We start from the raw sequence: 20,532 nt of genomic DNA on the forward strand, positions 1-20,532 counted from the left end.
CGCGGCCGCGATCATCGTGGGGAGACCGCTGTCCGAGGAGGTCCGCAGTGATCCATGAGGTCGACGAGGCGCTGCGGCGGCTGGTGCGGGGCGAGACCCGGCGCGGCAGCGAGATCGAGGTCGCGTTCGACGCGCCCAACAAGGAATGGGCGTCGCGGCGCAACGCCCCCACGGTGAACGTCTATCTTTACGACGTCCGCGAGGATCTGCGACGCCGCTCGCGGGGCCTGCTCAACGAGTACGACCAGCTCGGCAAGGTCTCCGCGCGGCACCTCCCGCCGCGGCACATCAAGCTGTCCTATCTGGTCACCGCGTGGACGCAGCGCCCGGAGGACGAGCATCGCGTGCTGTCCGACCTGCTGCTCGGCCTGCTCGCCCACGACGCCGTCCCGGAGTCGGCGCTCACCGGGTCGCTGGCCGAGATGGGCCTGCCGGTGCCGATGACGGTCGCGTTGCCACCGCCCGAGGACCGCGCCTTCGCCGACGTCTGGACCGCCCTGGGCGGCGAACTGAAACCGTCGCTGGACGTCGTCATCTCCGCACCGGTCCACAGTGGACGGGTGTACCCGGCCGAACAGCCGCCGAAGGAAGGCCTGAAACTCGACACCCACGAAGGCGACCTGATCGGGCACCACGTGGCGGAGAGCGGGGCGGTCGAAGGTCAGCGCCGGGTCGCGATGGCGCGCACCCGCCGGAAGCCCCGATGAGCCTGGAGTACCTGTTCGAGCGGCTGGCCCGGCTCGAACAGCGGATCCGGGACGCGGTCGAGAGCCGCCGGGCGGCCGACCCGAACCCCGACGACCCCTTCCGCGGGCTGTACCTGTCGAACGAGACGATCGACGCGCTGCTGGAGGGCCACCGTGAGCCGTTCCCGCCGTTCACGGATTCGGTGCCGGGAGGCCGTCTGTATCCGCTGGCGGAGCGCGCGGGACTCACCGGTGTCGACGTCGAACTGCTGCTCGTCGCGCTCGCGCCCGACCTCGACAGCCGGTTCGAACAGTTCTACGGCTACCTCAACGACGATGTGACCCGCCGCCGGGCGACGGCGGGGCTGGCCTTGCGCCTGTGTGGCGTCCCCGAAGCGTCGGCCGCCGGCCGGGCGCGGCTCGACGCCGACGCCCCGCTGGTCACCTGCGGCCTGCTCACCATGGAAGAGGAGGAACGCCCCTTCCTGTCACGCACGCTCCGGGTACCCGACCGGGTGGTGAACCACCTGCTGGGCGACGACCGGCTCGCCCCGGAACTCGCCGGGTGCGCACGGCTCGGCACGGAGTTCACCGACGTGGCCGGTGCCGATCGGCTCGCGCGGGCGATCAGGGGCAAGGTCGGGCTGGTCTATCTGAAGGAGCATCCCGGCGGAGGCGCCGAAGAACTCGGTGTCGCGGCACTGGCGGGCGCGGGCTTTCCCGCGCTGGTGGTCGACGCGGCACGATGGCAGGCGGAATCCCGCCACGGCGAGCTCACCGGTTCGCTGGTGCGGGAGGCGTTGCTGCGGGGTGCCGGGCTGGTGCTGGGCCCTGTCGACGACTCGCCGCGGCTGGAGCGGCTCGCTCATCCGGCGGTCCCGTTCGTCGTGCACGGCACCGGGGCCTGGGACCCGCGGTGGAGCGCCGTCCCGCCGTTGCAGCTCGACGCGTTCCCCCTGCCCGCGGCGAGCAGGGTGGATCTTTGGCGCGGCCATCTCGACGGCAGGCTCGCTCCGGACGTCGATCCGGGGGAGGCGACCGCGCATTTCGTGCTGGGGCCGGGGCAGATCGCCCGCGCGGCGAAGGCGGCGTCGGTGACGGCGCTCGCCGACGGCGGGCCGGTGCGGACGTCGCACCTGCGTGCGGGCGCGCGGAGCCAGAACGCGGCCGGTCTGCAGCGGCTCGCCCGGCGGATCGAACCCGCGGTCGGCTGGAGCGACCTCGTGCTGCCCGCGGGCGTACTGTCCCTTTTGGACGAACTGGCCGCGCGGGCCCGCTACCGGGACCAGGTGCTCGACGAGTGGCGGATGCGGCCGGGCGGCGGCCGCGGCCGGGGTGTGACGGGGCTCTTCGCCGGGGATTCGGGCACGGGCAAGACGATGTCCGCCGAGGTCATCGCCGCCTCGCTGGGGCTGGATCTCTACACCGTGAACCTCGCGACGGTGGTCGACAAGTACGTGGGCGAGACGGAGAAGAACCTGGAACGGATCTTCACCGAGGCCGCCGGGGTCAACGGAGTACTGCTGTTCGACGAGGCCGACGCGATCTTCGGCAAACGGTCCGAGGTGCGCGACGCGCACGACAGGTACGCGAACATCGAGAGCGCGTACCTGCTGCAGCGGATGGAGACCTTCGACGGTATCGCCGTGCTGGCCACCAACCTCCGCGCGAACCTCGACGACGCGTTCACCCGGCGGCTGGACGTGATCGTCGACTTCCCGTTGCCGGACGTCGAGTTGCGGCGTCAGCTGTGGGACCGCTGCCTCGGCGATCGGATGCCCCGCGCCGGCGACCTGGACCTCGGGTTCCTCGCGGAGGCGTTCGAGCTGGCGGGCGGGCATATCCGCTCGGCCGCGGTGACCGGCGCGTATCTGGCCGCGGAAGCGGGCCGCCCGGTGGCGATGACGGATCTGGTCGGCGCGGTCGCGCGGGAGTACCGCAAGCTGGGCAGACTTTGCCTCGACCGCGAGTTCGGCCCGTACCTGGCGATGGTGACCGATGGCTGACCTGCCCGTTCGGGCAGCCGATACCGCCCTTCCGGCCGCGCATCGCAGCCTGGCGCGCGGCGCGGCGACGGCGCAAGCTGGACGGGCGGCGTAGCGACCGAGGGAGCGGACCATGCGCGGGCACAGTCACGAAAACGACCTTGAACCGAGCCTGCGGCCGAAGGGCGACCGGGCGGACCGGGACGAGGGCGGTCTCCTGGGCCGCGCCGCCGCGGCCGGGCGCACCGACGTCCTCGGCGCCGCCGGCCTGCTGGACCTGCAGCGCGCGGTGGGAAACGCGGGAGTGGGCACGCTGCTCGAAGAGGAACGTTCGCCGGTGCACGACGTCGTCGGCTCCGGCGGCGGCGCGCCGCTGGACGCCGCGACGCGCGCGGACATGGAGGGCCGTTTCGGGCACGACTTCGGCGACGTCCGGGTGCACACCGACGGCGCCGCGCACGATTCGGCGAAGTCCGTGAACGCGCAGGCCTACACGGTGGGTTCGAACATCGTGTTCCAGCGGGACAAGTACGACCCAGGTTCCGACGCGGGCAAGCATATGCTCGCGCACGAGCTGACCCACGTCGTCCAGCAACGCAGCGGCCCGGTCGAGGGCACGGACGCCGGTGGCGGGGTGAAGGTTTCGGATCCCTCGGATCGGTTCGAACGCGAGGCCGTCGCGAACGCGGACCGGCTGATGTCGGCTCCCGCCCCAGCCCCGGCCGTGCAGCGCTGCGAGGACGGCGGCGAGGCGCACGTCCAGCGTGAAGAAGCTCCTGAAGCCGAGGAAGGCGAAGCGGAGACGATGGCGCAGACGTACGTGCAGCGCGAAGAGGAAGCCGAAGAAGAGGCTTAGGCGGCGGCGTGAGGCCGGCCGGCACCTCGCTTCACGGAACTCGCGTGATCGGAGCCGGGACTCGCGTGATTGGGGCCGGAACTCGCCCGGTCAGTCGACTGGCCGCCACGGCAGCCGGTTCGCGAGCGTGCGCTTTTCCCACTCCGGCAGGTGGACGTCCCAGCGGTCGATCGCGATGGTGTCGTCGGCGTCGACGCGCCAGGTGCAGAAGGCCAGTGAGCCCTTGGTTTCGGTGACCGGGGCGGTGAGGCCGTCGATACCCGCCGCGGCTCCGGGGCCCACGACGCGGTCGAGTTCGGCGACGTCGTCCAGAAGGTGCGCTGGGCCGCCGTGGTAGCGGGTCAGCAATGAAGCGATGTCTCGTGCCGCCAGCGACATGCCGACGAGACGGAAGAACTCCGACAAGCCCGGACGGTCGTCCAGCCGCAGCACCCGTCCGTCCGTGTCGACGGCGAAGCCGTAGGGCGCCATCGGCGGGTCCGTGAAGAGATCGAGTTCCACGTCGTAGAGCTTCCAGTCCGATGTGGACACCGGCGCGGGTGTCATCCGCCAGCGCCACTCGTGGCTCTCGACGAGGACGCCGTCCGAGCCTTCGCGGACGCTCTCGATCTCATCGCCCGCTGACAGGAGATGCTCGGCCACGACCCGGCGCGCGTGCTCGACGGTGCTCAAAGCCCGAACTCCCGTTTGACGAGCCGCTTGATCAGCTGGACGTTCGCGCGTTGGTCGAGCATGCCCTTGACCTCGAAGTTGTATTTGCCCTGCACGAAGTCTCGGAGTTTCTGGTCCGTGTCGCAGCGGAGCAGGGCCTTGTAATTGTCGGACAGTTTTTCCTGGGCTCCGGGGCTCAGGCGCAGCAGGAAGGTCCGCTGCACGCTGAAGGCCTGGAATTCCTTCTCGAACCGGGCCATGTCGCCGCCGAACCGTTCCTGCAACGAGTGAGTGCTCTCGTGGATGATGCTGGACGACACCTCGTTGATCGACCGGCCCATCTTGACGAACATCTGGTTGCGTTTGCCATCGTAGAGCCCGTTGCCCTCCAGCGGCTTCGCCGGGTGGTTGATCAATCGTGTCGCCTCCTCCCGGCCGTAGACGGCGATCAGCGATTCGCGGCTCAACGTCCAGATGTTGGGGCCGAGCGTGACGACGAACTCACGCCACGCCGGTCCCATGTGCCGCTCGATCTGCATCCGGATGAGCGCGATGTCGATGGCGGCCAGACGTTTCTGGTTGGCCGCGACCTCCGCGGCGCGGACGGTCGCCTCCACGTCGTTGGCCGGGTCGAGGTCGTCCAGATCGCGTGCGTTGAACCGGTTTGCGTACTCGACCACCATGGTCCCGAGCTGCGCCAGCTGGCTTTCGAGCTTTTTGGCGGCGGCGTTGTCTCCTCGCGTCGCCCGGACGCCGGTCTTCTCGACCATGATCGCGAATTCGCGCAGCTTCGCGAGCGCGTCGAGCTGGTCGGTGGCCTGCGGCGCGCGACGCCGGAGCTGGGTGGCGGCGAAGTCGATGCGGCCGACCATGCGGCCCGGGTTGTCCGACGCCATCGTCAGCTGGAACGGGGGCCCCGGCGCCGCGGTGAGTTCGTGGGAAGCGCCTTTCATGCCGGCGTTCTTCTTCACCGGCGCGAACAGTGACATGACCTTGTCCTTGGCGTCGCGCCCGGCGCCTTTGACCTTCGACCAGATCTTCTTGCCCGCCTTGACGATCGTCCCGACCACCGTGTCGATCACCTTGGCGACCGGGGCCTGGACCTTCTCCAGGATCGACTTGATCTTCTCCGAGATCCCGCCCAGCCCGAGCAGGCTCGCGAGGAACCCGAGCACCATCGGCAGCGCCTTCGCCAGCGTGCGCTCGATCAGCCCGGCCACCGCGCCCGCGCCGCCCCGGGCGATCGACTCGACCGAGTCCAGCACCGACGAGACGAACTCCTTGATCTGCGCGGCCTTGTCGACGAAGAACATGACGATGTCGTAGATCGCCTTGCAGGCCTTGATGAACGCGGCCGCCGGGTTGAGCATCGAGATGATCCAGGTGATCCCCGCCTTGACGATCTTCTCGATCACGAATTCCTTGATCTGGCCGAGCACCAGTTCCTTGAGGTCGCCCAGCTTCTCGACCACCCAGCGCCAGAGCCCCGGAACGCCTTCGGTGATCAGGATCTTGACCACCTCGAACGTCTGCTCCAGCTTGGCGAGCACGGGTTCCGGGATGAAGCGGAGGATCCGTGCGCGGACACTCGCCCAGGTGAGCCCGAGAAGCGACATGATCATCTTCAGGATGCCCTTGGCGTCCAGCGTCTCCGGGATCTCGATACCCGCGCTGGCCAGGTTTCCGAGCAGCCAGGCCTTCAGGCCGTCTTTGAGGTGCTGCACGATGTTCGCGCCGAAGTTCACCACGCCGGTCTTGACCGCGCTGACCAGGTTGCCGAGGAATTCGATCGGTTTGGCGATGATCAGGCCGACCGCGTTCGCCGCCCGGGACAGCACGCCCAGCAGCATGTCCTTCAGCTTGAGGATCGTGTCGATCGCGCCGCCGATCGCCTCCTTCGCCTTGTCCCACAGGCCTTTGTTCTCCGCCTGAAGTGCCTTGATCTCCTCGTCGACCGCGTTGCGGGCCTCGCTGTACTTCTGTGCCAGATCCTCGACCAGCGACTGCTGCTTCTCGTCGACGGAGCTCTCGAGTTCGTCGAACTGGCTCCCGAACTCTTTGGCGGCCTCGCCCGCGATCTTGCGCAGGGCGGGGGACTGCGAGTCGACCTTCTGCCGCACGCGCTCCCGGCCTTCGGCGATCAGCCGTTTCGCCTCGGTCAGCTGCTGCCCGACGAAATCGGCGATCTCGCCGATGACGGTCTGCATCTTCGACTCGTAGACCTTCTTGGCTTCGAGGAAGAGGTTGTTCGCCTCGGCGGGCAGGCCGGCGAACAGGTCGTAGGTCCAGCGGGCCGCACCGGTGACGCCGTCGTAGCGTTCGTCCTTGTACTTCTTCATCCGGGCCTGGTGGTCGGCGGTGAACGCGGCCTTCGCCGCCGCCTCGCCGGTCTCGAACCGTTTGGCCACCTGGTCGTCGAGCGCGCCGAGGACCCCTTCGACCTTCGTCTTGGTCTCGTCGAAGATCGTCTTGATCTCCGCGATGATCCGCGCCCGGTCCTGTTCGTCCTTGGCCTTCGTGGCCGACTTCGCCGCCTGCCCGCGTTGCCCGGCGGACGACCGCGCGCCGGTCATACCCGCCATCGCGGCCTGCCCGGACGCCTGCGCCGCGCCCGTGACGGATGCCAACCGGCCCGCCTCCGATTCCCGGACCGCGGCGGGCGCCGACGCCGTGTGCTGTTCGCCTTCCTGTTTCGCCGCGAGCGCGCCGGTGAACTCGGGTTCGTTGGACTGCGCCAGCTGCTGGTCGGTGACCCCGGCCTCGGCCATTTTGCCGTGGGTTTCGCACTGGTCGGCGCGAAGATCGGTCTGAGCGGGCGGGGCCTTGTCCGGCGTGGCCTTGCGTGGGTCCGGCGGGGACAACGCGGGCGGCGGCGGGGTTTCCGGCAGGGGTTTCACCGGTTTCTCGGTGGCCCTGCTGGTGTCCGGCGCTTCTTTGGTGCGGTCGGTGACGTCCTTGGCGGAGGTGTCCTTGCCGCTGGTGACCTTGCCCATCACTTCGGACTTGATCTGGTCCGCCTTGCCGGAGGAGGCGAACTTGTCGGCCTCGTCGAGATTCTTCGGCGCCTGCTTGGCCACCGCGGCGTTCACCGCGGCGATGAAGGCGGCCTTGTCGAACCCGGCCGGTTTGGCGGCGGCCATCTTGTCCGCCTGCGCCGCCTTGGCTTGGGCTTCCTTGTCGTCGGCGGGCGCGACCGCGGCGTCCTGCGCCTTCTTGACCTCCGCGGAGGCGGGCGGATGCGCTTTGGCCGCCTTCGCCTGCCCGCCGACGTCCTTCTTGAGCGACCCGAATTTCGGGTCCGACGCGGGCGTCACGCCGGTGGGCGCGACCGGGGGAGCGGGGCAGCTGCTGCGCTGCAAACCGACGAGCCGGGTCACCGCCGCGTTGCCCGCGGCGGCCTGTAGCCGCAGCAGCGCCGGCGGGGTGGCCCGGCGCGCGGGTCTGGCCGGCCGCGCGGGTTGCGTGGCCGGGGTCTGTGCCACCTTGTCCCGGCCCGACGGCATGTCTTCACTGTCGGCTTCGCCGGGCCGGTTGCCAACAGCCGGAGGGGCGGGCCCGGCTGCCCGAACGGGCAGCTGCCTTTTCGGGCAGAGATTGGTTCCCGCCGACCTATCCGCTTGGTCGTTTCGCCGCGCGCGCCCACACCGGAGCATCGCCGATGACAGAGAGTGCGCCGACAAGGGGAGGCACGCATGCCCACCTATCTCACGCCGGGTGTGTACGTCGAGGAGATCGAGGCCGGCGCCCGGCCGATCGAGGGTGTGGGCACCGCCGTCGCCGCCTTTGTCGGCTTCGCGGCGGACGGCCCCTTCAACACGCCCACCCTGGTGTCCAACTGGACCCAGTTCACGCAGACCTTCGGCGATTTCGTCGAAGGCTGCTATCTGGCCCAGTCGGTCTACGGCTATTTCCTCAACGGTGGCGCCAACTGCTACATCGTCCGCATCGGTGGCCCGCGGGGGCAGGAGAACGGTGCGGCGCCGAAGGCACAAACGCGCCAAGCGGTGCTCGGCGGCTACCGGTTCGTCGCGAAAGAGCTGGAGAGTGGCGGACAGACCGGGGAGCTCACCGTCGAGGTCGCCGAACCGGCCGGCGAGAACCCCGGCGACGACCGGTTCACCGTGCTCGTCAAGAAGGACGGCAAGGTCGTCGAGACCCATAACGTGACCACCAAGCGCACCAAGGAGAACGTCGTCACGCTGGTGCGCGAGAAGTCGAGCTTCATCACGATCGAGGAGCTCGCGACCGGTGGCGCGGTGGCGAAACCGGACCGTGGCACCGCGGTGCTCACCGAGCCGCCGCAGCCACCGCCCGTCCCGCGTCGCATCGCGGCCGACGACTACGTCGGCGACGTCGCCGACCGCACCGGTTTCGGTGGCCTGGAGGCGATCGACGAGATCACCATGGTCGCGGTGCCGGATCTGATGGCCGCCCACCAGCGCGACCTGATCGACCTCGACGGGGTCAAGGCCGTGCAGCTGGCGATGATCGCGCACTGCGAGCTGATGGGCGACCGGATGGCGATCGTCGACCCGCCGCCCGGGCTCAACCCGCAGGAGGTCCGCTCCTGGCGCATGGACCAGGCCGGGTACGACTCGAAGTACGCGGCGATGTACTACCCGTGGGTCCAGGTGCTCGACGCCGCCAGCGGGACCAACACCTACGTGCCGCCGAGTGGCTACATGGCGGGCGTCTGGGCGCGCACCGACGCGACCCGCGGTGTCCACAAGGCACCGGCGAACGAGGTCGTCCGCGGCGTGCTGGCGCTCGAAACCCATCTGACCAAGGCGGAGCAGGAGCTGCTCAACCCGATCGGCGTGAACTGTGTCCGCTCCTTCGCGGGCAAGGGGATCCGGATCTGGGGCGCGCGTACGTTGTCGAGCGACCCGGCGTGGCGCTATCTCAACGTGCGGCGGCTGTTCAACTACCTCGAGGAATCGATCCTCAACGGCACCCAGTGGGTCGTGTTCGAGCCGAACGACGACGCGCTGTGGGCCCGCATCCGGCGCACGATCAGCGCGTTCCTGGTGATGGAGTGGCGCAAGGGCGCGTTGTTCGGCCTCACTCCCGACGAAGCCTTCTTCGTGAAGTGCGACCGGGAGACCAACCCGGCCGAGGGGATCGATCTCGGCCAGGTGATCTGCGAAGTGGGCATCGCGCCGGTGAAACCGGCGGAGTTCGTGATCTTCCGGCTGGCGCAGATGTCCGGCGGCACCAGCCTGGTCAACGAGTAGTGAAAGGGCTCCGAAATGGCACTTCCCGATCTTGACAAGGCCGTCGGCCACTCCTTCGGACTCGAAATCGATGGCGTCCAGATCAAGCAGATCTCCGAGGTCTCCGGACTGAAGATGGAGCAGGACGTCATCGAGCTCAAGCAGAACACCGTGGACGGCAAGTACGTCATCAAGAAGCTCCCCGGCCGCCCGAAGGCGGGCGAGGTGACGTTGACCCGCGGCCTGACCGACGACAGCAGCTTCGAGAAATGGGTCAAGGACGCGCACTTCGGCAAGATGGGTTCCGCGCGTAAAGGCGGCGCGATCATCGTCTACGACTACGAAGGCACCGCGCTCAAACGCTACAAGCTCACCAACGCGTGGCCGAAGAGCCTGGAGATCGGTTCGCTGAAGGCGGGCGACACCAGTGTGCTCACCGAGAAGCTCGTGGTCACCTACGAGCAGATGGAAGTCGAGTGAGCCCATGCGCAGGGTGATGGCGTCGGCGCCGGCCGAGGAAGCCCCCGTCGTGCCGGAGGCGCGGGCCCGGCCGAAGCTGCGGACCGAGTTCGCGTTCGAACTGCCGCGCGGGTACGTCGACGACGCGGGAAAGGTGCACCACTCCGGGGTGATGCGGCTGGCGACCGCGCGGGACGAGCTCGTCCCGCTGCGGGACGACCGGGTCCGCGAGAACTCGGCCTTCCTCACGGTGGTGCTGCTGGCCAGGGTGATCACCCGGATCGGTGACGTCACCGACGTGCACGCCGGGGTCATCGAGAACCTGTTCGCTTCGGATCTGGCGTTCCTGCAGGACATGTACCGCCGGATCAACAGCGAAGGCCATACGCGGGCGGGGGTCGCCTGCCCGGAGTGCGGTCACGAGTTCGTCGTCGACGTCGCCGGCGGCCGCCTGGGGGAATCGTGACGTACGCGGCCGGACGGCTGCACGAGGAAGTCGCGTACGTCGCCTATCACCTGCACTGGTCGCTGGACGACATCCTCGACCTCGAACACCACGACCGGTTGACCTACGTCGCCGAGATCGCCCGGATCAACACTCGGATGAGCGAGGGACGGTGACGCTTCGATGTGGACGTGGCGCAGGAAGGAGCCGGGCTCGCCCCCGGAAGCGCCGTCACCGGCCGTACTGCCGGTGACCCGCGCCGAATGGCGAAGCCTGCCGCCGATCCAGCGCGTCGTCGCCGAGCATCCGCTGATCAATCCGGTGCGGAGCTTCAGTTCCTCGCTGACGTCCTGGCAGAGCCCGGCCTACCTGGAGCCGCTGGGGCATCGGGTCGGTCCGGCGGAGCCCTCGGGTGTCATCGATGGTCTCGCGCGGACGGCCGAAACCCCTGTGCCGGACATGCCCGTCGTGCAGCGGGCGGCCCGTAAACGCGGTGTGCTGTCACGTCTTTGGGGTACGTCGGTGCAGCGCGCCGCCGAGCCGGAGACTCCGGCGTCCGGAACGGATGCTCCGGTGTCCTCGGCGGAGACCGTGCAGCCGTTGCCTGAGGAGCCGGCTTTCGAGCCCGCCGCCGTGCTCGTGCTACCGGCCGTCGCGGCCGCGTCGCGTGAACCCGACCGGCCGTCGATGCCGTTGACCTCCGCCGGTCCGGCGATGGTCCCGGCGCGCCCGCCGGTGCGGACTGTCCAGGCGATCCGGCCGGAAACCCCGAGTGCTCCGCTCCGCACGCCGGAGCCCGTGGTCGAGCAGTCCCGGCTCGACCCTGGCCCGATCGCGACCGAGCCTGATCCGATCGTCGCCGAGACCGATCCGATCGCCGCCGAGACCGTGCCGGTCCAGACCCCGGACCCGCTTCCCGCCGCCCCATCCGCCTCTGACGTCGTGCCCCCGCGGCCGGTCGAAGCGCCGAGGCCCGCGCTACCGGTCGTCCAGCGGACGGAACAGGTCGAGGCGGTCCCGCGGCGGCTGGGACTCGGCGCACCGATCTTGCCGGACCCGGGCCCCGCCGGGACACCCGTTCCCCCGGTACCCGTCGTCGAAAACGATGTCGCCGAAGCGGACGCTCCGCTGGCGGGCGACGTCGAGACCTCGGTGCTTCCCGCAGAACCTGCCGCCCCGGCGCCGATGGCGGACGAGGTCCCGCGGCCGGTGGCCAGGATGGTGGCGGAGGAGGTGTGGACTCCTCCGGCCACGGCCGTGGAGACGACGGCTGCGGGCCCGCTGTCCGAGTCCCGGATCTCCGCACCGATGGCCGCCAGGGGGCCGGAAGGCGACCCTGTCCGGGAGCTCGCGGCGCCGGACCATCGGGAGGTGCCGCCGTCCGGGGCTTCGGTTCGGTCCTCCGCACCGGAGGCCGCCCGGCATTCGGTCGTCCAACCGGTCCGGGAGCTTCCGCCGCCGAAACCCCAGGACGTGCCTTCGGCCCAGAAACCGGTGCAGCGCCTGCGGGACGAGCCACCGGCGGACGCGCCGGTCCTGGCCTCGCGGGCGGTCGAGTCGTCGCCGGAACCCCAGGTGTCGCGGTCCGAGACCTCGGCTCGGACGCCGGTGCCATCGGGGGAGGCTCCGGACGTGCCGGTCGTGGTTTCGCGGGTGGTCGAGTCGTCGTCGGAACCCGGGGTGGTGCAGCGGTCCGATGCTGCGGTTCGGAGGCCGGTGCACGAGCCATCGGGGGAGGCTCCGGACGCCCCGATCCTGGTCTCCCGGGCGATCGAACCGCCGTCGGAACCTGAGGTGGTGCAGCGGTCCGATGCAGCGGTTCGGAAGCTGGTGCACGAGCCGTCGGGGGAGACTTCGGTCGCGCCGGTCTTGGTTTCGCGGGCGGTCGAACCGCCGCCGGGCCTGACGGCGGGCACCTCGTCGCGATCTTCCCCCGGCACCACGGTCCACCCGCCCGAATCGCCACGGATCCGGTCCGGGACAACAGAAACCTCGGAGCCGCCCGGGACGCCGGGCGGCTCGGTGGGCGCGCCACCGGCAGCGGCGACCTCGACGTCACCGCTGCCGGTGGCACGAGTCGTCGACGGCACGATCGCGGCAGCACCCGTACCGGAAACGGTGGACCGGCCGACCCTCGCCGCCTTGACGGGCGGGGAGAGCGCTGCCACGCCGCTCCCGGAACTGCCCGTGTCCCGCCTGATCGAGGCTCCGCCGCTCCCGAATCCGCTGCCGTCCGCCCGCGTCGTGGACGCCTCGGCACCGCGGGCCATCCAACGCGTCCACGAGCCCCGCTCGCAGCTCGCGGAGACGCTTACGGCCACGAAGGTCGCGTTGCCGCCGGTCGCTCGACGGAATGATGCCGGAGCCTTCCCGTGGCAGGCGCTTCCAGTGGCGAGGACCGTCGAAGCCGTGACCGGCGAACAGTCCACAATGGACGTTATGCGCACGGCGCCACGCGCTGCACCGGGCGAGAACGGCCTCGTGCTCGAGCTGCCACCCGTCGTCGTGCCGCGACCGGCCGAAACCCCGGCCGTCCAGCGTGAGCCGGAAACACCACCGCCGGAGCCCGTCGCACCGCCGGCGCCCGCTGCGCCGGTGCCCGCGACGGCGGCCGCGTCTGCCCCGGCGGCGCAGCCGGAGACCGAGGAACTCGTCAAGAAGCTTTTCGACCCGCTGCTGCGGCGGCTGAAGACCGAACTCCGACTCGACCGTGAGCGCCGCGGCGCGCTCACCGATCGCCCGCACTGAAGGAGAAGCCGATGCCGGACGCGGAAGAAGCCGTCGCCGTTTGTTACGTCGTCAAGCTCGACGACAAGAACCTCGGCAACCTCGGCGCATTCAGCAGTTGTGACGGGCTGGGCTGCGAGTTCGTCATGGAGCAGCGGGAAGAAGGCGGCAACAACGGGATGGTCTGGCAGCTCCCGACACGGATCAAGTATTCCAACATCAAGCTCTCCCGCCCGGTCACCGAAGCCAGCTCGCAGATCACGAAGTGGTTCGCCGGGATGGCGGGCGGCATCGAGCGCAAGACCGCGACCATCGAAGCGCGCACCCTCGAAGGCACCGTGATCGCCAGCTGGTCGCTGGAGGGGGTCGTGCCCGTGCGCTGGAGCGGGCCGCAACTTTCGCCCGACTCGCCGAAGGTCGCCACCGAGACGCTCGAATTGGCCCACCACGGCTTTCTCAGCCCGGCGAAGAAGGGCTAGCCATGTCCTCACCCGTCACCTTCACCTCCGCCGGATCCCAGCCGCCCGCGGCGTACGGCTCCGGCGAACCGGCGCCGAACAACCTCCAGCGCGCACTGCTCGAGGTCCGCAAACCCCCGCAGTCCGGGGGCACCGGGCAGCCCGGCGCCAAACTGTTCGAGATCAAGTTCCAGTTCAACCCCAAGGAACTCTCGCTCACCAAGAACGCCAAATGGGCCCGTGATCCGCAGCGCAACGCGAAGAAGAGCGGGCCACCCGAGTTCAAGGGCTCGGATCCGTGCAAGCTCGCGCTGGAGATGTTCCTCGACGCCACCGACAAGATGGACGACGCCGTCGTCAAGAAGGTCGAGCAGCTCTTCACCTGCTGTGTCGCCACCGAGGAAAGCCGCCAGCACGGCAAGGGTTCGCCGCCGTGGGTGATCTTCAAATGGGGCGGGATGACCGGCTTCCCCGCGTATGTCGCCAGTGTGACCGCGAAGTACACGCTGTTCACGCCTTCGGGCACTCCGGTACGCGCGGTGTGCACGGTGAACCTGGAGGAGATCGCCGGCGAGCTGAGCGGGCAGAACCCGACCTCCGGTGCGCTGGCGGCGCGGGACACCCATGTGTTCGTCGCCGGCGATTCCCTGCAGGCAGTGGCGTTCCGTGCCTACGGCGACGCGGGGAAGTGGCGCGAGATCGCCGACGCCAACGACATCGACGACCCGATGCGGCTGCGGCCGGGCACCCGGTTGCTCGTGCCGGCGCTGGAGGAACTCGATGGCTAACGAGAGTTTCGCGAACAACCTCATCGTCGAGGTCGCCGGGGGGCCGCTGCCCGACGACGTGAAGACGCTGCTCTCCTACGCCTATGTCGACGACAGCCGGAACCTGCCGGACATGTTCGTCCTGCGGTTCCGCGACTCCGGGCACGTGGTACTGGACAAGGGGAAGTTCACCGTCGGCGCGCAGATCAAGCTGAAGGTGCAGACCTCCGATCCCGAAGCGCCGCAGGAACTGCTTTCCGGCGAGGTCACCGCGGTCGCGATCGACCTCGACCGGATCGGCACCTTCACCGAGGTGCGCGGCTACGACCACGCGCACCGCCTGTTCCGTGGCCGCCGGGTCGCGGTCTACCCGGGGATGACCCTCGCGGACGTCGTCACCAAGGTGACCCAGCGCGCCGGGCTGAAGGTCGGCAAGATCGATCCGGTCCCCGGTGTCGGCGGCCGTCCGCATACGCAGTTCAGCCAGGACAACGTGAGCGACTGGGATTTCCTCTCCCGGCTGGCGGAGTCGGTCGGCGCCCAGATCGCCGTGCGCGAGGGCGCGCTGAACTTCCGTCTCGCGGAGAAGCCGTCGACCGCTCCCGCCACCACCGCGAAGGCCAACACCGACCCGCTGGTGCTCGAGGCGCATCGGACACTGGTCAGCCTGCGCGCCAGCGTCACCGCGGCCGAGCAGGTACCCGAGGTCGAGGCCCGCGGCTGGGACATCACGACCAAGAAGCCCGTGGTGGCCGTCGAAAAGCCGAAGAACGCGGGAACCGAGGTCGAGGGCGTCGACCCGGTCGCGCTCGCGAAAAAGTTCTCCAGCCCCAAGTACGTCTCGGCGGACACCCCGCGCCGGACCCAGGCCGAGGCCAAGGCGGCGGCGGTCGCGCTGTCCGAACGGCTCGGCGGCGCCTGCACCGAACTCGACGGGGTGGCCAAGGGCAACCCGAAGCTCCGTGCGGGCGCGGCGGTGACGCTGACCGGCGTCGGCAAACCGTTCGCCGGCAAGTACACGCTCACCAGCACCCGGCATCTGTTCAACGCGGAAGTCGGTTACACCACCGAGTTCGCCGTCTCCGGCAGGCAGGAACGCTCCCTCTACGGGCTGGTCGCCGGTGGCTCCAGGACTTCGGCGTGGCCCGGAGTGGTGCCCGCGGTGATCAGCGACGCCAAGGATCCCGCCGGGCTCGGCCGGGTCAAGCTCACTTTTCCCTGGCTGGATCAGGAATTCACCAGCAACTGGGCGCGCACGGTGCAACCCGGCGCCGGGAACGGGCGGGGCGCGATGGTGATGTCCGAGGTCGGCGACGAAGTGCTCGTGGGCTTCGAACAAGGCGACTTCGAGGCCCCGTACGTCCTCGGCGGGCTCTACAACGGCGCCGACGCGGTCCCGAAGTTCACCGCGCCGCCGATCGACGGCACCAGCGGCGAGATCGTCGTGCGGGGCTTCGTCTCCCGCAAGGGACACAAGCTCGAATTCGCCGAGCAGGACGGCATCGTCGTCGCCTCCGGGGACGGGAAGCTGGTGGTCAAACTCGACCAGAAGAACCAGATGATCGAAGTGACCAGCGGCAAAGGCGTCACGGTGAAGGCGCGGAACGGGGTGAGCATCGACGCGGGCACCGGTCCGCTGGAGCTCAAGGGCCAGAAGGTTTCCGTGAAGTCGTCGACCGACGCGACCATCGAGGCGGGCAGCAGCCTGAAGCTGTCCGGGACGGCGGGCGTGAACGTCGAAGGCGCGACGGTTTCGGTCAAGGGACAGGGCCAGGCGGAGCTGACGGCGAGCGGTGTCGTGACCGTGCGCGGCAGCGTGGTCAAGATCAACTGAGGGGGCTGAGATGTCTGCGGAAACCGGCACGGACGCTTGCGGCAGGTCGCGAAAGCCACTTTCGCGACACCTGACGTCCCGAAAGTGGCTTTCGCGACGCGCCGGCGACTACGCCCGCCAGGCAGACCAGCAACCGATACCCGCCGACGGACACTGAAGGGAGCAGGCATGCCACCAGCCGCGAGGGTCGGCGACCCGACCGGGCATCCGGGCGTCATCGCCGGGCCCGGTGTGCCGACCGTGCTCATCGGCGGGATGCCCGCCGCCACCGTCGGCACGCCGCACACCTGCTCGTTCCCGCCGCCCGCGGTGCATCCGCCGACACCGATCGTGCCGCCGGGCTGCCCGACGGTGCTGATCGGCGGCCTGCCCGCGGCGCGTATGGGCGACCTGGCCGCCTGCGGCGCGCCGATCGTCCTTGGCTGCCCGACCGTCCTGATCGGAGGCTGACGTGGATTTCCTCGGCAGAGGGCTGGCGTTCCCGGTGCGCACCGACGCGACGGGCTCGATCGCCTTGGTCAGCGGTGAACGCGAAGTCGTCGAGAGCATCCGGCTGATACTGGCCACCGCTCCCGGTGAACGGCCGATGCGACCGGAGTTCGGCTGCGCGGTGCACGATCTCGTGTTCGCGCCCGCCGATTCGGCCACCGCCGGGCAGATCGCCTACGAGGTGCGCACCGCGCTGGAGCGGTGGGAGCCGCGGATCACGCTCACCGATGTCGTGGTCGGGTTCTCGGAGGCCGAGCGCGGCACGCTGCTGATCGACATCAAGTACCAGCTGCGCGGCACCAACGACCCGCGCAACCTGGTCTTCCCGTTCTACGTGATCCCGCCGCACGAGTCCACTGAGGACGGTGCGTGATGTCGCTGCCCATGCCCAACCTCGACGATCGCCGGTTCCAGGACCTCGTCGACGAAGCGAAGTACCTCGTCCAGCGCAACTGTCCGGAATGGACGGACCACAACGTCTCCGATCCCGGCGTGACGCTGATCGAGACGTTCGCGCAGATGGTCGACCAGGTGCTCTACCGGCTCAACCGGGTGCCGGACCTGCATTACCTGCGGTTCCTCGACCTCATCGGCGTGCGCTTGTTCGCACCGACCGCCGCGCGCACCGACGTGACGTTCTGGCTCTCGGCGGCGCGTGACGTCCCGGTGGTCGTCTCCGAGGGGAAACAGGTCGCGAGTGTGCGCGACGAGGCCGAGGACCCGGTCGTGTTCACCGTGGAGCGCACGCTGACGATCGTGCCGTGTTCGCTCGCGGGCCTGGCGACCGGTGGCGCCGACCCCGGTGTGCCGCCGGTCGACCGCACCGACGAGCTGCTGGTCGGCGGCGAACCCGCGTGTTTCGCCGAAAGCCCCGCGCCCGGCGACGCCGTCTACTTCGGACTGTCGAATGCCGTGCCCGCTTGTGCGGTGCTGCTGCGGATGGACTGCGAGGTCGAGGGACAGGGTGTCGATCCGCACGACCCGCCGTGGGTGTGGGAGGCCTGGGACGGGCACGGCTGGATCGGTGGCGAGATCGACCGGGACAGCACCGGCGCGTTCAACCGGCCAGGGGACGTCGTGCTGCATGTGCCGCCCGGGCACACGGAGTCGGTGCTCGCCGGGCGGCACGCGGGCTGGATCCGTTGCCGCCTGACGGAACCGAAGCAGCATCAGCCGTTCTTCCAGCGGTCGCCGCGGTTGCGCTCGGCCGAGGCGTCGACGATCGGTGGCACGGTCGGCGCGGTGCACGCCGAGGTCGTGCGCGGCGAGATCGTCGGCACCTCGGACGGTCTGCCGGGACAGCGGTTCCCGCTCGGCAGGCGTCCGGTGGTCGCCGGCGGGGACGAGCTGATCGTGGAGGTGTCCGGTCCCGACGGCTGGCAGGAGTGGACCGAAGTGTCCTCGTTCGCCGAGTCGGGCCCGGACGACCGGCACGTCCAGCTCGACCGGGTCGCCGGTGAGATCGCGTTCGGCCCGGCCGTGCGCCAGCCCGAGGGTGGCATCCGGTACTACGGCGCCGTTCCGGCCAAGGCCGCGGCGATCCGGGTGCCCGCCTACCGGGCCGGTGGCGGACGGCGCGGGAACGTCGCCCGCGAGGTGCTCGAGGTGCAACGGGATCCGATCCCGTTCGTCAGCACTGTGGTGAACCGGCGTCCGGCGACCGGCGGGGTGGACGGCGAGTCGGTACGGGACGCGGCGGTCCGCGGCCCGCTGCTGCTGCGCACCCGCGACCGCGCCGTCACCGCCGAGGACTACGAACAGATCGCGCGCGAGGCCGCGCCGGAGGCGGCGAGGGTGCGCTGCGTACCCGCGCACGGCCCCGACGGCCGCGAGACCGGCGCGATCCGCGTCCTCGTCGTACCCGCCGTTCCCGACACCGGCGAGCTGAAGTTCGCGACGCTGATGCTCGACCCCGGGATGCGGACCCGGATCGAGCGCCATCTCGACGAACGCCGCTGTGTCGGCGCGCTCGTGTCCGTGGAAGCGCCGTTCTACCACGGCGTCACGGTCGTCGCCCGGCTGCGGTCGCGCCGCCGGACCAGCCCCGGCGCCCTCGGCCCGCGGGCGACGCAAGCGCTCTACGACTACTTCAATCCGCTCACCGGCGGACCGGACGGCGACGGCTGGCCGTTCGGCCGTCCGGTGCAGTCGGGCGAGGTCTTCGCGGTGCTGCAACGGCTTCCCGGGGTCGAGATGGTCGAAGACGTGCGCCTGTTCGCGGCCAACCCGGTCACGCGGGAACGCGGCGAGCAGGTCGACCGGCTCGACCTGCCGCCCCACGCGCTCGCGTTCTCGTTCGGGCACCAGGTCCGGGTCCGGGAGGGGGATCGATGAGAGCGGCCGTGCCGGGACTGCCGAGCCCGCACCCGATCGGCGAGCAACTGCCCTCGGTCTACGCCGAGGACCGGTTCGTCCAGGGCTTCACCGGTGCGCTCGACGAAGTGCTCGCACCGGTCTTCGCGACGCTGGACAACTTCTCGGGTTACCTCGACCCGAACCTGGCGCCGGAGGATTTCGTCGGCTGGCTGGCGCATTGGGTGGCGTTGCGCGTCGACGAAGGCTGGAGCCCGGTCCGGCTGCGCGAACTCGTGACCCGGTCGGTCGAACTGCATCGGTGGCGCGGAACGCAGCGCGGGCTCGCCGAGCACGTGCGGCTGCTGACCGGTGGCGCGGTCGAAGTGACCGACAGCGGCGGTGTCGTGGCGTCGCCGGAGCCCGGGGCGCCGCTCCCGGATCCGGGACCGCCGTGGGTCCACGTGCGGGTGCGGGTGCCCGAGCGGGACCGGATCGACGAACGGCGGCTGACGGCGACGGTCGTGGACGCGGTGCCGGCCCACGTGCGCGTCACGGTCGAAGTGGTGGAGGGGTAGGCGATGGTCATCTACCGGGAATGCGGGCATCAGGGCCCCGCCGACGTCGAGTTCTGCGGCGAATGCGGACGGTATCTGAAATGGGACGACGAGGAACCCGTCGCGGTGCGTCAGCCGGTCGCCCAGGCCCAGGTCGTGCAGCCCGCCGAACCGCTCGCGCCGGTCCGGCAGCCGCAGCAGCGGACGCTTGAGGAGCAGGTGCTCAATCCGGGCGACCTGATCTGCGGCAGATGCGGCAAGGGCAACGTGCCCACCCGCAACTTCTGCGGCCGGTGCGGCGCGTCCCTGGCCGAGTCGGAGGTCGTGAAGACCTCGTGGTGGCGTCGGCTGTTCCGCCGCGGCCCCCGGGAGCACAAGGCGGGGGAGCGGCCGGGCAAGGACGGTGTCCGCCGCCGTGCCGGCCGGGCCGGCGCCGCGCGACGCAGCGTCGGCAAGGCCGTCCGCCGGGTGATCGCGGTGATGCTGGTGCTCTCGGCGCTGATCTACGCGCTGTACCAGCCGTTCCGTGGCGCGATCAACACCGCCGCGGTCGGTCTGTGGGGCCAGGTGACGGGCATCTTCGAGACGAAGCTGAACCCGGTGCGCCCGAGCAAGGTGACCGCGAACGCGCAGTCGCCCGGCCATCCGGGGAACCTGGCCAGCGACAACGCCACGAACACCTTCTGGGCGGCGGGCGTCCAGAGCGAGCCCGTGCTGGTGTTCACCTTCGACCGCCCGGTGGACCTGCGTAAGGCGATCGTGCATTCCGGCAACCCCGCGAACTACCAAGCCGCGCATCGGCCGAAAACCCTGCATCTCGTGTTCTCCACGGGCAAGACCTACGACATGGTGCTCGCCGACACGCCGGACGCCCAGGAGGTCCCGATCGAGAACAGCGCGGGTGCGACGGGCGTCGAGCTGCACGTGGTCGGGCTGCATCGCTCGCTGGAAGGCATGGACGTCGCGATCTCCGAGATCGAACTGTTCGAGACCGGCTGAGGAGAGGTACGGCGGAAGTGGCGTGTCGCGAAAGCCACTTTCGCAACGTTGGAGGTTGGGAAAGTGGCTTTCGCAACGTCAGTGGAAGTGGTCTCCGCTCCCTCGCGACACGAT

18 protein-coding genes are annotated in these 20,532 nt (G+C 69.9%); 16 read left to right on the forward strand and 2 right to left on the reverse strand.

Annotation, left to right across the window (positions count from 1 at the left end):
• Window positions 1–47 precede the first annotated feature (47 nt).
• The 3 genes from ACFWIW_RS21285 to ACFWIW_RS21295 all read left to right on the forward strand — a co-directional run bounded on the left by ACFWIW_RS21285 (window position 48) and on the right by ACFWIW_RS21295 (window position 3,527).
• Window positions 48–707, forward strand: coding sequence for a DUF4255 domain-containing protein (locus tag ACFWIW_RS21285; protein WP_378370015.1), 660 nt, complete (start codon window positions 48–50; stop codon window positions 705–707).
• Entirely contained in the window at window positions 704–2,692 is a 1,989-nt protein-coding gene (locus tag ACFWIW_RS21290; protein ID WP_378370016.1) for an ATP-binding protein, read from the forward strand. The genes ACFWIW_RS21285 and ACFWIW_RS21290 overlap by 4 nt, the downstream gene beginning before the upstream one ends.
• A gap of 112 nt (window positions 2,693–2,804) precedes the next feature.
• Window positions 2,805–3,527 (forward strand): DUF4157 domain-containing protein, encoded by a 723-nt coding sequence (locus ACFWIW_RS21295; protein ID WP_378370017.1) that lies wholly within the window; start codon window positions 2,805–2,807, stop codon window positions 3,525–3,527.
• A gap of 90 nt (window positions 3,528–3,617) precedes the next feature.
• On the opposite strand, the gene ACFWIW_RS21300 is transcribed toward ACFWIW_RS21295, so the two are convergent.
• Together ACFWIW_RS21300 and ACFWIW_RS21305 are read right to left on the reverse strand one after the other, a co-directional pair.
• The gene (locus tag ACFWIW_RS21300) at window positions 3,618–4,199 is read right to left on the reverse strand and encodes a hypothetical protein (protein ID WP_378370018.1); all 582 of its coding nucleotides are present in this window, start codon (window positions 4,197–4,199) and stop codon (window positions 3,618–3,620) included.
• A complete protein-coding gene (locus tag ACFWIW_RS21305) occupies window positions 4,196–7,681 on the reverse strand; it encodes a hypothetical protein (RefSeq protein WP_378370019.1) in 3,486 nt (1,161 codons plus the stop codon). Before ACFWIW_RS21305 ends, ACFWIW_RS21300 begins: the two co-directional genes overlap by 4 nt.
• Before the next feature lie 189 nt (window positions 7,682–7,870).
• Here ACFWIW_RS21305 and ACFWIW_RS21310 point away from each other — a divergent pair, with 189 nt between their 5' ends.
• From ACFWIW_RS21310 to ACFWIW_RS21370, 13 genes are all read left to right on the forward strand, one after another.
• Window positions 7,871–9,412, forward strand: a complete 1,542-nt coding sequence (locus tag ACFWIW_RS21310) for a phage tail sheath family protein (protein ID WP_378370020.1) — start codon at window positions 7,871–7,873, stop codon at window positions 9,410–9,412.
• A 15-nt stretch (window positions 9,413–9,427) separates the two neighbouring features.
• Entirely contained in the window at window positions 9,428–9,871 is a 444-nt protein-coding gene (locus ACFWIW_RS21315; protein WP_016333590.1) for a phage tail protein, read from the forward strand.
• A 4-nt stretch (window positions 9,872–9,875) separates the two neighbouring features.
• Window positions 9,876–10,316, forward strand: a complete 441-nt coding sequence (locus ACFWIW_RS21320) for a hypothetical protein (RefSeq protein ID WP_378370021.1) — start codon at window positions 9,876–9,878, stop codon at window positions 10,314–10,316.
• A complete protein-coding gene (locus ACFWIW_RS21325; protein WP_016333592.1) occupies window positions 10,313–10,471 on the forward strand; it encodes a DUF6760 family protein in 159 nt (52 codons plus the stop codon). The genes ACFWIW_RS21320 and ACFWIW_RS21325 overlap by 4 nt, the downstream gene beginning before the upstream one ends.
• Before the next feature lie 7 nt (window positions 10,472–10,478).
• Entirely contained in the window at window positions 10,479–13,043 is a 2,565-nt protein-coding gene (locus ACFWIW_RS21330) for a hypothetical protein (RefSeq protein WP_378370022.1), read from the forward strand.
• Window positions 13,044–13,054: 11 nt separating this feature from the next.
• Window positions 13,055–13,501, forward strand: a complete 447-nt coding sequence (locus tag ACFWIW_RS21335; RefSeq protein ID WP_063274550.1) for a phage tail protein — start codon at window positions 13,055–13,057, stop codon at window positions 13,499–13,501.
• A 2-nt stretch (window positions 13,502–13,503) separates the two neighbouring features.
• The gene (locus ACFWIW_RS21340) at window positions 13,504–14,268 is read left to right on the forward strand and encodes a LysM peptidoglycan-binding domain-containing protein (RefSeq protein WP_125695727.1); all 765 of its coding nucleotides are present in this window, start codon (window positions 13,504–13,506) and stop codon (window positions 14,266–14,268) included.
• Window positions 14,261–16,081, forward strand: coding sequence for a VgrG-related protein (locus tag ACFWIW_RS21345; protein WP_378370023.1), 1,821 nt, complete (start codon window positions 14,261–14,263; stop codon window positions 16,079–16,081). The genes ACFWIW_RS21340 and ACFWIW_RS21345 overlap by 8 nt, the downstream gene beginning before the upstream one ends.
• A 168-nt stretch (window positions 16,082–16,249) precedes the next feature.
• On the forward strand, window positions 16,250–16,531 hold the full coding sequence (locus tag ACFWIW_RS21350) for a PAAR domain-containing protein (protein ID WP_240597075.1): 282 nt from the start codon (window positions 16,250–16,252) through the stop codon (window positions 16,529–16,531).
• Window position 16,532: 1 nt separating this feature from the next.
• Complete coding sequence (locus ACFWIW_RS21355; protein ID WP_240597074.1) at window positions 16,533–16,943, forward strand: GPW/gp25 family protein; 411 nt, start codon at window positions 16,533–16,535, stop codon at window positions 16,941–16,943.
• Entirely contained in the window at window positions 16,943–18,904 is a 1,962-nt protein-coding gene (locus ACFWIW_RS21360) for a putative baseplate assembly protein (RefSeq protein WP_378370072.1), read from the forward strand. Before ACFWIW_RS21355 ends, ACFWIW_RS21360 begins: the two co-directional genes overlap by 1 nt.
• The gene (locus tag ACFWIW_RS21365; RefSeq protein WP_378370024.1) at window positions 18,901–19,440 is read left to right on the forward strand and encodes a phage tail protein; all 540 of its coding nucleotides are present in this window, start codon (window positions 18,901–18,903) and stop codon (window positions 19,438–19,440) included. Before ACFWIW_RS21360 ends, ACFWIW_RS21365 begins: the two co-directional genes overlap by 4 nt.
• Window positions 19,441–19,443: 3 nt before the next feature.
• Window positions 19,444–20,418 (forward strand): zinc ribbon domain-containing protein, encoded by a 975-nt coding sequence (locus ACFWIW_RS21370; protein ID WP_378370025.1) that lies wholly within the window; start codon window positions 19,444–19,446, stop codon window positions 20,416–20,418.
• Window positions 20,419–20,532 lie beyond the last annotated feature (114 nt).

It is taken from the genome of Amycolatopsis sp. NPDC058340 (assembly GCF_042723975.1).
In the GTDB taxonomy this organism is placed as follows: Bacteria; Actinomycetota; Actinomycetes; order Mycobacteriales; family Pseudonocardiaceae; genus Amycolatopsis.

Coding starts and splice junctions, on each gene's coding strand:
- ACFWIW_RS21365 (WP_378370024.1), top strand. CDS start 18,901: ATGAGAGCGGCCGTGCCGGGACTGCCGAGCCCGCACCCGATCGGCGAG.
- ACFWIW_RS21345 (WP_378370023.1), top strand. CDS start 14,261: ATGGCTAACGAGAGTTTCGCGAACAACCTCATCGTCGAGGTCGCCGGG.
- ACFWIW_RS21310 (WP_378370020.1), top strand. CDS start 7,871: ATGCCCACCTATCTCACGCCGGGTGTGTACGTCGAGGAGATCGAGGCC.
- ACFWIW_RS21295 (WP_378370017.1), top strand. CDS start 2,805: ATGCGCGGGCACAGTCACGAAAACGACCTTGAACCGAGCCTGCGGCCG.
- ACFWIW_RS21350 (WP_240597075.1), top strand. CDS start 16,250: ATGCCACCAGCCGCGAGGGTCGGCGACCCGACCGGGCATCCGGGCGTC.
- ACFWIW_RS21330 (WP_378370022.1), top strand. CDS start 10,479: ATGTGGACGTGGCGCAGGAAGGAGCCGGGCTCGCCCCCGGAAGCGCCG.
- ACFWIW_RS21315 (WP_016333590.1), top strand. CDS start 9,428: ATGGCACTTCCCGATCTTGACAAGGCCGTCGGCCACTCCTTCGGACTC.
- ACFWIW_RS21360 (WP_378370072.1), top strand. CDS start 16,943: ATGTCGCTGCCCATGCCCAACCTCGACGATCGCCGGTTCCAGGACCTC.
- ACFWIW_RS21290 (WP_378370016.1), top strand. CDS start 704: ATGAGCCTGGAGTACCTGTTCGAGCGGCTGGCCCGGCTCGAACAGCGG.
- ACFWIW_RS21340 (WP_125695727.1), top strand. CDS start 13,504: ATGTCCTCACCCGTCACCTTCACCTCCGCCGGATCCCAGCCGCCCGCG.
- ACFWIW_RS21305 (WP_378370019.1), bottom strand. CDS start 7,681: ATGCCGTCGGGCCGGGACAAGGTGGCACAGACCCCGGCCACGCAACCC.
- ACFWIW_RS21320 (WP_378370021.1), top strand. CDS start 9,876: ATGCGCAGGGTGATGGCGTCGGCGCCGGCCGAGGAAGCCCCCGTCGTG.
- ACFWIW_RS21370 (WP_378370025.1), top strand. CDS start 19,444: ATGGTCATCTACCGGGAATGCGGGCATCAGGGCCCCGCCGACGTCGAG.
- ACFWIW_RS21335 (WP_063274550.1), top strand. CDS start 13,055: ATGCCGGACGCGGAAGAAGCCGTCGCCGTTTGTTACGTCGTCAAGCTC.